This window comes from Microbispora sp. NPDC049125 (assembly GCF_040802045.1).
Taxonomy (GTDB): Bacteria; Actinomycetota; Actinomycetes; order Streptosporangiales; family Streptosporangiaceae; genus Microbispora.
The window spans coordinates 187,097-198,953 of record NZ_JBEZDW010000010.1; the positions used below are offsets into that span (position 1 = coordinate 187,097).

The 11,857-nt window shown below is 71.6% G+C and carries 9 protein-coding genes; 6 read left to right on the forward strand and 3 right to left on the reverse strand.

All coding sequences use genetic code 11. The annotated features are described in order from the left end of the window. Nucleotides 1-176 precede the first annotated feature (176 nt). Genes AB0B72_RS14975 through AB0B72_RS14985 form a run of 3 tightly spaced genes read left to right on the forward strand, consistent with a single transcriptional unit; the run spans nt 177 to nt 5,060 of the window. Nucleotides 177-479, forward strand: coding sequence for a DUF664 domain-containing protein (locus tag AB0B72_RS14975; protein WP_367739291.1), 303 nt, complete (start codon nt 177-179; stop codon nt 477-479). A gap of 43 nt (nt 480-522) precedes the next feature. Continuing rightward, nucleotides 523-3,516 (forward strand): helix-turn-helix transcriptional regulator, encoded by a 2,994-nt coding sequence (locus tag AB0B72_RS14980; protein WP_367739329.1) that lies wholly within the window; start codon nt 523-525, stop codon nt 3,514-3,516. 38 nt (nt 3,517-3,554) lie between these two features. Then, nucleotides 3,555-5,060, forward strand: a complete 1,506-nt coding sequence (locus AB0B72_RS14985; protein WP_367739292.1) for an aldehyde dehydrogenase family protein — start codon at nt 3,555-3,557, stop codon at nt 5,058-5,060. Nucleotides 5,061-5,196: 136 nt separating this feature from the next. On the opposite strand, the gene AB0B72_RS14990 is transcribed toward AB0B72_RS14985, so the two are convergent. After that, nucleotides 5,197-8,145 (reverse strand): AAA family ATPase, encoded by a 2,949-nt coding sequence (locus tag AB0B72_RS14990; RefSeq protein WP_367739293.1) that lies wholly within the window; start codon nt 8,143-8,145, stop codon nt 5,197-5,199. 13 nt (nt 8,146-8,158) lie between these two features. Continuing rightward, a complete protein-coding gene (locus tag AB0B72_RS14995; RefSeq protein ID WP_367739294.1) occupies nt 8,159-8,827 on the reverse strand; it encodes a hypothetical protein in 669 nt (222 codons plus the stop codon). Between the two features lie 264 nt (nt 8,828-9,091). Here AB0B72_RS14995 and AB0B72_RS15000 point away from each other — a divergent pair, with 264 nt between their 5' ends. From AB0B72_RS15000 to AB0B72_RS15010, 3 genes are all read left to right on the forward strand, one after another. After that, nucleotides 9,092-10,084 (forward strand): pirin family protein, encoded by a 993-nt coding sequence (locus tag AB0B72_RS15000; protein WP_367739295.1) that lies wholly within the window; start codon nt 9,092-9,094, stop codon nt 10,082-10,084. A gap of 101 nt (nt 10,085-10,185) precedes the next feature. After that, nucleotides 10,186-10,512, forward strand: a complete 327-nt coding sequence (locus AB0B72_RS15005) for a carboxymuconolactone decarboxylase family protein (RefSeq protein WP_367739296.1) — start codon at nt 10,186-10,188, stop codon at nt 10,510-10,512. A 25-nt stretch (nt 10,513-10,537) separates the two neighbouring features. Next, nucleotides 10,538-11,287, forward strand: a complete 750-nt coding sequence (locus tag AB0B72_RS15010; RefSeq protein ID WP_367739297.1) for an SDR family NAD(P)-dependent oxidoreductase — start codon at nt 10,538-10,540, stop codon at nt 11,285-11,287. Nucleotides 11,288-11,317: 30 nt separating this feature from the next. Here the strand turns inward: AB0B72_RS15010 and AB0B72_RS15015 are convergent, their stop codons facing one another. Then, the gene (locus AB0B72_RS15015) at nt 11,318-11,824 is read right to left on the reverse strand and encodes a carboxymuconolactone decarboxylase family protein (RefSeq protein WP_367739298.1); all 507 of its coding nucleotides are present in this window, start codon (nt 11,822-11,824) and stop codon (nt 11,318-11,320) included. Nucleotides 11,825-11,857: the final 33 nt, after the last annotated feature.

Genomic DNA, 11,857 nt, shown 5'->3' on the forward strand with positions numbered 1-11,857 from the left:
GCACACTAGCCAGCCCCGCCGACAAAACCGCTCCGCCCGGATCCCGGCGGCCAGAGGTGGGGAAACCTCCTCTGAGGCACGCGGCACACGCGCCTCCCGCACGTCTCGGCGAGGATCCCCGCCCGGCCGCGACGTCAGGCCGCTGGGCGACGGCCAGCAGGCACCGGGGTCGAGCGGTGGTGGTTCCGCGTCCAGTTCGCCGGCGAGGACGTGGCGATGCTCTACTACTCCGACAACTGGACTTCGGAATCTGGGCGGCGGCGTCGGCGAGGCGTCCGCGGTGTGGCGGGCCGAGTGCGACCGGGCGAGGTGGGTCGTGGTCCGCGTCCTCCCTCGACGCGACGGGCACGCACCGGGCGAGCGGCGGGCCGATCACGCTGCGCAGGATCCTCTTCGTCGCCGTGATCGCCAAGTACGCGCGGCACAACGGCCACGCCGACCTGCTGCGGGAGCGGATCGACGGAGCCACCGGCTACTGAGCGGAGGGCCTTGTCGGTGCCGCGTGACATACTCACCAGCGTGATGGCGCGAACGGCGCAAAAGGTTTTGATCGGGCGCTCCCGAGAGCTCAGTCGACTCCGCGACGTGCTCGACGCCGCCGCATCGGGGCTCGCGGGAGTCGCCCTCGTCGGCGGCGACGCCGGGATCGGCAAGACCCGGCTCGTCACCGAGCTGTGCGAGCGCGCCCAGCGGCAGGGGTTCGTCACGCTCATCGGCCAGTGCGCCGAGCTCGGCGACGCCCTGCCGTACCTGCCGCTGGCGGACGCTCTGCGCGGCGCCGCGGCGGACCCGGAGAATCCGGTGGCCAAGGCCCTGAACGCACGGCCGGCGCTCAGGCGCCTCCTGCCGGGGTCCGATCACGGGCCGTCGGACGCGTCGGCCGGAGCGCTGGCGCAGCAGCGGCTGTTCGGATCGGTCCTCGACATGCTGTCGGAGGTGGCTGACGGGCGGCCGGTGCTGTTCGTCTTCGAGGATCTGCACTGGGCCGACCGCTCCACCCGTGACCTGCTGGTCTTCCTCACCCGCATGCTGCAGCGCGAGCGGGTGTGCCTCGTCGGCACCTACCGCACCGACGATCTCCACCGGCGCCACCCGCTGCGGCCCGTCCTGGCCGAGTTGCAGCGGCTGCCGCTGGTCACCGCCGTCGAGCTGCCGCCGCTGAAGAACGACGAGATGGCGGAGTACCTGTCGACGCTCGGCGAGCCCGGCGAGATTCCCGGCACGGGGCCCGGCGGGAGCCTCATCGGAGGGGTGGTCGAGCGGGCCGGCGGCAACCCCTTCTTCGCCGAGGAGCTGCTGGCAGCGGCGGCCGACCACACCCGGCTGCCCGGCACGCTCTCCGACCTGCTGCTCGCCAGGGTCGAGGCGCTCTCGGACACGGCGCGCCAGGTGCTGCGGGTCGCGGCCGTGGCCGGCCGCCGGGTCGATCACGACCTGCTCCGCGACGCGACCCGCCTCAGCGACCTCCCCCTGGAGGACGCGCTGCGCGAAATCGTCTCCCATGGGCTGCTGACCGCCGGCACGGACGGGTACGTGTTCCGGCACGCCCTGCTGCAGGAGGCCGTCTACGACGACCTGCTCCCCGGCGAGCGGACACGCCTGCACGCGGCCTTCGCCGAGCTGCTGGCCGAGCGGGGACGCTCCCCCGCCGAGCTCGCCCATCACCACCTGGCCAGCCACAACCTCCCGGGCGCGCTGAAGGCGTCGGTCGAGGCCGGCCGGCTCGCGGTGGAGCTGGGGGCCCCCGCGGAGGCGCACCGCCACCTGGAGCGGGCCCTTGAGATCTGGGAACAGGTCCCCGGAGCCGAGGAGCTGGCCGGGGACACCAGGGCCCGGATCGCGCTGACCAGCTCGACGGCGGCCGCCGGCAGCGGCGACTACCACCGGGCCGTCTCGCAGCTGCGCAGGCTTCGCACGCTCGTCGACGACCCGATCCTGATCGCGGAGACCAGCGAGCGCATGGCGTACTACATGGCCGACGCCGACGACGACGGGCCGGCGATGATCGCCGCCGCCCGGGAGGCGGTGGATCTCGCGCCTGAGAGCCCTCTGCTCGCCCGGGCGCTCGCCACGTACGCCCGCACATTGTGGGGGAACTACCGGGCCGACGAGTCCGCCGCCACGGCGAAGCGGGCGCTGGAGGTGGCCCAGGCGACCGGCGCCCGCGACGCGGAGGCCAGCGCGCTCGTCTCGCTGGCGCTGTTCGAGGAGGCGGCGGGGACCGCGGAGTGCGCCGAGGAGCTGCTCGCCCGGGCGACATGCAAGCGGTCCGGCGACCTGTCCATCGACCTGCGCGCGCGGTTCAACCACGCGCGCGTGCGGTATGAGCGTGGCGAGCTGCAGGGGGCGGCCGAGATCGCCGCGGCGGGCGTGGACCTCGCCCGCGAGACCGGGCTGACCTGGAGCACCTACGGGACGGACCTGCGCTTCCTGCAGTACCTCGTGCACTACGCGGACGGCGACTGGGACGCGGCGGAGCGGCTGGCCGGCGAGTTCGGCGTTCGCGTCGGGACCCGCGCGGAGGCGCGGCTGTCGTCCTTCGCCCTGTTCGTCGAGGTCGGCCGGGGGCGTCCGGGGGCCGACGACCGGCTCAGGTGGCTCTCCCGCTTCTGGCCGGATGAGCTCGTCACCTACATGGCGCGGGGGATGGCGGCCGAACAGGCGCTGTGGCGCGGCGACCCGGACACCGCGCTGGAGCACGTGTCCGCGATCGTCGAGGTGCTGGAGCCGTTCGACTCCGGGCTGATCCGCATCGCCGCCACCGGCCTGTGGGCGCTCGCCGAGCAGCGGCGGACCGGCGAGCTCGCCGACGACCTGCTGAAGCGGGCCCGCTGGGCGGCGGCCAACAGCCTCACGGGCCCGCGCGTCCAGCTCGGCCCGGAAGGGCATGCCTGGCTGGCCAGGGCGGAGGCCGAATGGCACCGCGCGCACGGCACGGGCGGCGTCGACGTCTGGCGCAAGGCCACCGACGCGTTCGGATTCGGCTTCGTCTACGAGGAGGCGCGGTCCCGCCTGCGTCTGGCGGAGGCCCTGCTGGAGGCCGGTGACCGTGCCGCGGCGCACGCCGAGTGGAGTGCCGCCGCCGCGGTGGCCCAGTCCCTCGGAGCCGAACCGCTGAAAGGCGCCCTCGCCGAGCTGGGGCGGCGCGGCCGCTTCGCCGGCACAGGTCAGAGCGCGGGTCACGTCACGGGCGGCGTCGATGGCCACAGCCCAGGTGACAGCACGGGTCCCGGCACAGGTCGGAGCACGGGTCACGGCACGGGTCGGGGCACGGGTCACGGCACGGGCGGCCGGCTCGCCGGTCTGACCAGCCGCGAGCGTGAGGTCCTCGGGCACGTGGCGGCGGGCCTGGCCAACCGGGAGATCGGCGAGCTGCTGTTCATCTCCCAGAAGACGGTCAGCGTCCACGTCTCCAACATCTTGGCCAAGCTGGGTGTCGCCAGCCGCACCCAAGCCGCCGCCGTCGCCCACCAGGAGGGGCTGCCTGCGGGCGTTCCGGACGAAAATACTGTGTAATCGAGACGCCAGACAGCAAATCGTTCCGGAGGTCAGCGGTGACTCGGCAGATCGTTTCCGTCGTCGGAGGCAAGGACGTCCCCGGGGGCGCCGCCTACGAGTCGATCAACCCGGCGCGGCCCGCGGAGACCGTCGCGACGGTCCTGCTCGCCGACTCCGGCGCGTTCGCCGGCGCCTGCCGTACGGCCGCGGCCGCGCAGCGGGACTGGGCCCGGGTGCCGGCGCCGGTGCGCGGCCGGGTCGTCGCGTCCATCGGGCGGCTGGTCGAGGCGAACGCCGAGACGCTGGCCCGCCTCGTCACCGAGGAGATCGGCAAGCCGTACGCGGAGGCGCTCGGCGAGGTACGGGAGATCGTCGACACCTGCGACTTCTTCCTCGGCGAGGGCCGCCGCCTGTACGGCCAGACGGTGCCGTCCGAGATGCCGGACAAGAGCCTGTTCACCTTCCGCGTCCCGGTGGGGGTGGCCGCGGTGATCACGGCGGGCAACTTCCCGGTGGCCGTCCCCTCGTGGTACCTGGTGCCGGCGCTGCTGTGCGGCAACGCCGTCGTCTGGAAGCCGGCGGAGTACGCCGCGGCCTCGGCGCACGCGCTGTTCCGGCTGTTCGCCGCGGCCGGCCTGCCCGACGGCGTGCTGAACGTCGTGTTCGCCGGCGGCGAGGCGACGTACGAGGGCCTCGACCGGGCGCTGGACGAGGGCACGGTCCACAAGGTCGGCTTCACCGGCTCCAGCGCCGTCGGGCGCAGGATCGGCGAGCTGTGCGGCCGCCACCTGCAGTCGCCCTGCCTGGAGCTCGGCGGCAAGAACCCGATGGTCGTCATGCCCGACGCCGACCTCGACCTCGCCGTGGAAGGTGCCCTGTTCGCCGGCTTCGGCACGGCGGGGCAGCGGTGCACCTCCCTCGGCACGGTGATCGTGCACGAGGACGTCCACGACCGGTTCCTCGCCGCGTTCACCGAGGCCGTCCGCGACGCCAAGATCGGTGACCCGGCCGGCGACGTGCTGTACGGCCCGATGCTCGACCACCGGTTCGCCGAGCGGTACGAGGAGTACCTCGGCTGGATCCAGCCGCACCACCGGGTGCTCCCCGGGCCCACCGGCCGGATGGACGGCGAGGGCCTCTTCTACCACCCGGTGATCGTCGACGGCGTCCGTCCCGGCGACCGGATCTTCCTGGAGGAGACGTTCGGGCCGATCGTGGGGGTGACCACCTTCACCACGCTCGACGAGGCCATCGGCCTGGCCAACCGCCCGGGCTACGGGCTGTCGTCGTCGATCTACACGAGCGACCCGAAGGCGGCCTTCCGGTTCCGCGAGGGCGTCTCGGCGGGCATGGTCAGCGTGAACAACTCGACGTCGGGCGCCGAGGCGCACCTGCCGTTCGGCGGGAACGGCAAGTCGGGCAACGGCAGCCGGCAGAGCGGGATCTGGGTGCTCGACCAGTTCACCCGCTGGCAGGCGATGAACTGGGACTACTCGGGCCGCCTGCAGAAGGCCCAGATGGACGTGGCGGACATCACGCCCGACCTGGCCTTCCGGATCTGACCACGCCTGGTCCCGTCGGCCCTGATCACGCCTGGTCCCGCCGGCCCTGACCACACGCGGGCGGCCTTCCGGATCTGATCACGCCCGAACGGCCGGCCCGCCCCCCTCGGCGGGCCCGCCGACGGGCCGCCGGACGTCAGGGAGCGTCGGGGCCGCGACGGCCGTCGTAGCCGAGCAGCCGCATGGCGACCTCCGGGTCCATGGCCGCCGCGAGCAGCTGGGCGCGTTCGGCCGCGCGGTCTCTCGCCTCCTCCGCCTGCCTGCGCCCGCTCTGATGGGTTCGCACCACCATGACGGCGACCGCGATGCCGCCGACCACCGCGATGAGCGCCACGGTCAGCAGGACGGCCGTGGCCGCGGACACGCCGCTCCGCGCACCCGTGAGGGCCATCCCGTTCGACCCGCTCGCGACCATCATGCCGAGCAGCAGGAACAGCGCCACCGCGAGGACGACGCCGACCACGGCCCACAGCATGCGCCCCGAGCTCCTGCGCGGAGCCGCCGGCGGTGTGGCCAGGGGTGGGGGGACCGGTGACGGCTGGCCGTTCCATGGGACGAACTCCGGCTGGACCGGCTGCAGCACGTGGCCCCCGTTGTAGGCGCCGTTCGGCTGCACGGTGCTGAGACCGGAGGACGGCGCGCCCGCCGACGCCACCACGATCGAGTGCTCCAGCGTCCGCACGACCGGGACCGGCAGCTCGACCGGCACCGCGCTGTGGCCCTGGTGGGCCTCCACGGCGGACCGGTGGTAGGCCTCGATCTCCTCGCAGAACTCGTCGGAGTTGTACACCGTGCCGTCGATGAGCGGGCCGGGCCTGCCCTCGATGACCGCGACCACGTCGTCGCCGTTGAGCGTCTTGTGCTGCTCCAGGGCGTGCGCGACCGACAGGACCGTCCGCCGGTTCTCCCTGATGAGGTCGGCCGTCTTCTCCAGCAGCTGCGCGAGGTTGAACTCGATCCGCTCGGGGAGCATGTCGGGCACCATCTCGTCGGACCTGGCCACCGGGCTCGCGGTGAAGCCGATGCCTCCCCCGCCGCCCCCGCCGGGCCGCTGCGACGACGCCTTGCCCTCGCGCAGGCCCAGCTCCTGCAGGGCGGGCAGCGAGGCGACGCCGATGCCCATCCCCCAGTGGGCCTCCATGAGGCCGGTCAGCATGGTCGCGGACATCAGGTCGCTGGACACGCCGGAGGAGTTGTCCTCGCCGAAGAACATCCGCTCGCCGGCCAGCGAGGCGAGGGAGACCATGATGTCCGCCTCGTACTCCGACTTCCAGCGGGTGAACTGGTCCTCCGGCTTGATGCTGGCGACCATGCCGAGGTAGTCGGCGCCCTTCTCGATCGTCGCGAGGTCGATCTCCAGGTGGTGCCGGGTGCGGTAGGCCACGACCGCGTGGCAGGCCTCGTGCACGGCCACCGCGTGCCGTTCGCGCTCGATGTACTCGACGTCCTCAGGCGGGCCGAGCTGCTTGAGCCGCTTGGCCCGCATCACGTCCGACCAGGTGATGACCTCGCGGCCGTCGCGGATCGCCGTGATCAGCGACTCGTTGACGAGGTCCTTGATCGTGGCGCCGGTGGCGTACGGGGTGATGGTGGCCAGCTTGTCGAGCTGGTCGTCGGTGAGCTGGTGGCTGACCTTGTCGAAGTACCCCTTGTAGGTGCGGATCCGGCCCGCCTTGGACGGGTAGCCGACCTTGTAGATGCGGTCGATGCGGCCGGGCCGCAGCAGCGCCTCGTCGAGGGCCTCCGGCAGGTTGGTCGCCATCATGATCAGGATGCGGTACTTCGGCGGCGGCTTGGGCCGCATGCCGAGCAACCGGCGGACGTGCCGGTTGATGAACCCGCGGGGCTTCTTCAGGCCGGAGATCTCGGTGAGCAGCGCCTCCAGCGTGCCCATTCCGCCACCGCCGCCGCCCATGCCCCCGCCGTACATGATCCGGTTGACGAGCATGCCGGTCCTGGGCATCCGCGCGGGGGCGGCGGGCTCGGCGGCCGACTGGCGCCCCAGCACGGTCCGCGTGTGCGGGTCGAGGTAGGCGAAGCCGTGGCAGCCGGCGTTCTCGAACGGCGCGGGCGCCGAGCGTCCCCAGCCGCCGGGGCCGCCCTGGGCCAGCGCGCCGCGGTTGCCCAGCGCGTCGGCCTCGTCGAAGAAGACGATCACGCCGCCGTACCGGAGGGCGAGCTTGCGCAGCTTGCGGAACAGCGACTTGACCTTCAGCACGCCCACGCCGAAGAACATGTTGATGAACGCGCCGGGGTCGACGAAGACGTACGGCTTGCCGGTCGATCCGGCGACGGCCTCGGCCATCAGGGTCTTGCCGGTGCCGGGCGGGCCCCACAGCAGGATGCCGCTCGGCACGTAGCCGCCCCTGGCCTCGATCTCGTCTGGCCTCTCCAGGAAGACGATGTTCTCCTTGACGCGCTCGACCACGTGGTCCTGGCCCCAGACGTCGGAGAAGCGCGTCTTGATGTCGTCGGGGTAGTAGACGTCGACGCCGCCGCGCGACAGGAACCAGAAGATGGCCACGAACTGGCCGACCGCGACCAGCATGATCAGCACGAGCTGCAGGACGGTGGGCAGGAAGCCCCAGATCGTGGCGGGCACGTTGGCCAGCGCCTCGAAGGGCGACACGCTCTGCACCTTGGCCAGCACGAGCGCGATGACCGCGATCCAGACGACCCACTTGATGGCGCGGGCGATGCGGTAGCGGTTCCAGTCGTTGAACCGGCGGTGCGACCAGCGGTTCCAGCCGCCGAACACCTTGCTGGTCCAGAAGCGGTGGTAGCCGGCCCACCGCTCGCTGACCAGGAAGTGGATCTGCCGGAGCAGCTCGATCCCGGCCAGCCACAGGATCCACGACGCGTCGCGCACGGTGAGCAGGAACGCGTCGGAGAGCGTGATGATCCCCTGGTAGGTCGCCGCGGTGTTCCACACCAGCACGCCGAACGCGATGGCCAGCAGGAGCAGGAACTTCGTGCGGTCCCACAGCGCCAGCCGTTTCCTGGTCGCGGGGTCGCGGTCCTCGGGACCCGACCCCGGCTCGCGGAGCCCCTCAGCGTGGTACTGCGGTGGGAGGGCCGTGCTCATATGAGGAGCTCCTTCATTGGTTAAGAAGGCGCTTGACCTTGAAGGACTGCGCGATCATGTCGATTTCCGCGGCCTTTTCGCGATAGCACTTGGCCGAGCAGCGGATGAGCAGCGTGGAGACCTGCGTGCCGTCAGCCGACAGGAACGCGGTCTGGTCGAACGTCTGCACCGGTCCGCCGGCCAGGCGGAAGTTGAACACGCTGCGCACGCCACGGACCCCGTCCTGGACGGGCAGCACCTTGTCGTCCAGGAGCTCGAACTCCTTGAACGGGTTCTCCACGTCGGTCTCCATCTTCTGCCGTTCGGTCTCGGAGATCGCGACCGGCAGGTTGATGGAGTTGCGCAGCGTGTTGAGCGAGACCTGGTTCATCTCGGTCTCGGTCAGCTTGCGGACCTTGGCCAGGGCGAACGGCTTGTCGTCGGCGCCCTCCGGCCCGATCAGCAGATGGTCGGCCGACGGCGGGGCCTGCGCGTCGTAGGCCACTATCCAGGTCAGCTTCTTCAAAGCCTGCACGGTGGCGGACTCGGTGTCTCCGAAGAGCTTCTGCTCGAGGACCCGCTGGTCGATCTGGCGCCAGCTGGACGGGACCTTGAAGTAGGTCGCTCCGTCGTCGTCGCGCACATACGTGTACTGGGGGCCGGCACAGCCGGACAGCGACGGGGCGACCAGGGCCGCTGCCACAGCCGCTCCCACCACCCCGGACCTTACGCGCGGTCTTTCCACCAGGGCGCAACCTCCGCTTTACGGACCTACGCGGTAGTAGTGCCCGTTTTCCGATTATCACTCCCGCCTTGGTTCGGCGCCATCTTGGAAAACTTGACCAAATCTTGGCCGAACCTTGGCTCCTCTTGTGACTTGCCGTCGAGGCCGATCCGGGCAGGAATAGTTGAGATGTCAATAATTGTTCCGAGGAACACTATTGGCATCCCAGCTGAGGAGACCTCGATGCCCGCCGTCACCGCCGACACCCTCACTCTTCCGCGCCTGCCACGCCTTCCGGAAGACGGCACGCGGTGGCGCAAAGTCGCCCGTGTCATCACCGCGCAGCGCCACCTCGAAGGCGAGGGATTCGCCGTACGACGTCCCTTCCCCGGTGTGGACCTCTCACTCGCCGATCCGTTCCTCCTTCTCGACCACATGGGCGCGGTCGAGTACGCGCCCGGCGAGGCCAAGGGCACTCCGTGGCACCCGCACCGCGGCTTCGAGACCGTGACGTACATCATGGACGGCGCGTTCCAGCACCGGGACACCCATGGCGGCGGCGGTCTCATCACGGATGGCGATACCCAGTGGATGACGGCGGGAAGCGGGCTGCAGCACATCGAACAGCCGCCGCCCGAGCTGGTGGCCGCGGGCGGCCTGTTCCACGGCGTCCAGCTGTGGGTGAACCTGCCGCGCGCCCAGAAGTGGACGCCTCCGCGCTATCAGGACATCCGCGGCGGGGACGTCACGTTGCTCGCCGGCGACGACGGCTCCTCGCTCGTCCGCGTCATCGCGGGATCGCTGGCCGGCCACGAGGGGCCCGGCGTCACCCACACGCCGATCACGCTCCTGCACGCGACGGTCGCGCCCGGCGCCCGGCTCACCCTGCCCTGGCCGCGCGAGTTCAGCGCGATGGTGTACGTCCTGAGCGGCGACGGTCACATCGGCCAGGACGACCGGCCGCTCGCGGAGGGCCGCCTCGGCCTGTACGGCCCCGGCGGGGACGCGCTGTCGATGCGGGCGGCCGACCGCCAGCCGGTCGCGTCCCGGCAGGGCTGGGAGATCCTGGTGCTCGGCGGCCTGCCGATCCGCGAGCCGGTCGCCCGCTACGGGCCGTTCGTCATGAACAACCGCCAGGAGATCGTCCAGGCGTTCGAGGACTTCCAGGCGGGCCGCATGGGCGTCGTCCCCGCTGAGACGGTGCCGCACCGCACGGCCGCCGACGAGGCGCTCTGACACAACCGGCCGGCCCCTGTAACACCCGGCCATCCCTAACACGACATCTTGATGCATGTGGTGAGGAACGTCAGGCGACCGGACACGGGGGGCTGGAGAACATGAAGCAGGTCAACGAAGGGGACGTGCCCGGCGAGGAACCGGACGGCTTCTTCGGGGTGACGGTCGAGCGCATGTTCTCCGAGGTGTGGTCCCGGCAGGTGCTCTCGACGCGTGAGCGCCGTCTGCTGCTCCTCGGCCTCCTCGTCGGCCAGGGTCTCGACGACGCCATCGAGCGCCATCTGGACACCGCCCTGCGGGTCGGGGAGCTCAGCGCGGAGGAGTTGCGGGAGACCGTGGTCTTCCTCACCCTGTACGCCGGCTGGCCCCGGGCGGCGAAGCTCAACGCGCAGGTGGAGGAGCTGATCGCCCGCTGCGGGCGGACGTAGCGGCGGGGGTGGGTACGCTGCCGTCATGCCCACCGCACTCATCACCGGCGCGACCGCCGGGATCGGCGCCGCGTTCGCGCGCCGCCTCGCCGCCGACGGCTTCTCCCTGGTCCTCGTCGCCCGCGACGAGCGCAGGCTCGCCTCCTCGGCGTCGGCCCTGCACAAGCGGTACGGCGTGGACGCCGAGGTGCTGGCGGCCGACCTGTCCCGCGAGGAGGGGCTGGCGGCCGTCGAGGAGCGGCTCGGCCGGGGAGTGGACCTGCTGGTCAACAACGCCGGCTTCGGCCATCCCGGCGGCTTCCTGGACACCCCCGTCGCCGACGAGCTGACCATGCTCCGGTTGCACTGCGAGGCCGTTCTCCGGCTCACCCGGGCGGCCCTGCCGTACATGATCGGGAAGGGCCGCGGGGGCGTCGTCAACGTCGCCTCGGTGGCCGCGTTCTTCCCGCGCGGCACCTACAGCGCGTCGAAGGCCTGGGTGGTGAGCTTCAGCGAGTCGGCCGCGGCCGAGGTCGGCGGCGCAGGCGTGCGCGTCATGGCGCTGTGCCCGGGCTTCGTGCGCACCGAGTTCCACGAGCGGGCGGAGATCGACGTGTCCGGCATTCCCCGCCCGCTGTGGCTGCCGGCCGGGCGCGTGGCCGACGACGCGATGCGCGACCTCGCCCGCGGCGTGCGGGTCAGCATCCCGTCGGCGCGCTACAAGGTGATCGCGGCGATCGGCAGGTACGTGCCGAGGTCGCTGATGAACCTCGTGGCGCAACGGCTCGGCCGCTGAGCCGAAGCCCTCACTCAGGACATGGCGGCCTTAATCGGTGTAGTTCTGCCCCAGAGGCTTGCCGGGGACCGGCTTGGCGATGACGGCGACGGGGATGAAGAAGCAGATCTGGCCGATCGCCATGGTGAGCGTCCAGAGCGCCTTGTCGTCGTAGTGGGCGGACACCTCGGCGTACAAGTCGCCTGGGACGCGCTCCCCGGACGGGTTCGGGGTGAGGACGGCCTCCACGAGCGCGAGCGCGGCCCGTTCGGCGGCGGTGAAGTAAGGGGCGTCCCGCCATGACGCCACGGCGGTGATGCGCTCCTCCGTCTCCGCCGCCTTGCGGAGGTTCTCGGTCTGCCGGACGGTGTGGTAGGTGTTGCCGGCGATCTGCCCGGCGCGCAGCTGCACCAGGAAGACGGTGGTGTGCGGGATCGAACCGTTCATGACGGCCTTGGACATGGCCGCGGCGATCGTCCCCACTTCGGGGAAGAACCGGCTGGGGTCGGGCAGACGCGACTTGAGTGCGTCCTGCTCGGCCGTCGTGGGTGTGGACATCGTGAGGTGTTCCTTTCTCGGGCGGCGATCCGC

What these genes read in the sequence shown, in the direction of transcription:
- AB0B72_RS15015 (WP_367739298.1), bottom strand. Translation starts at nt 11,824, where the DNA reads ATGTCCACACCCACGACGGCCGAGCAGGACGCACTCAAGTCGCGTCTG.
- AB0B72_RS15000 (WP_367739295.1), top strand. Translation starts at nt 9,092, where the DNA reads ATGCCCGCCGTCACCGCCGACACCCTCACTCTTCCGCGCCTGCCACGC.
- AB0B72_RS14980 (WP_367739329.1), top strand. Translation starts at nt 523, where the DNA reads ATGGCGCGAACGGCGCAAAAGGTTTTGATCGGGCGCTCCCGAGAGCTC.
- AB0B72_RS15005 (WP_367739296.1), top strand. Translation starts at nt 10,186, where the DNA reads ATGAAGCAGGTCAACGAAGGGGACGTGCCCGGCGAGGAACCGGACGGC.
- AB0B72_RS14990 (WP_367739293.1), bottom strand. Translation starts at nt 8,145, where the DNA reads ATGAGCACGGCCCTCCCACCGCAGTACCACGCTGAGGGGCTCCGCGAG.
- AB0B72_RS15010 (WP_367739297.1), top strand. Translation starts at nt 10,538, where the DNA reads ATGCCCACCGCACTCATCACCGGCGCGACCGCCGGGATCGGCGCCGCG.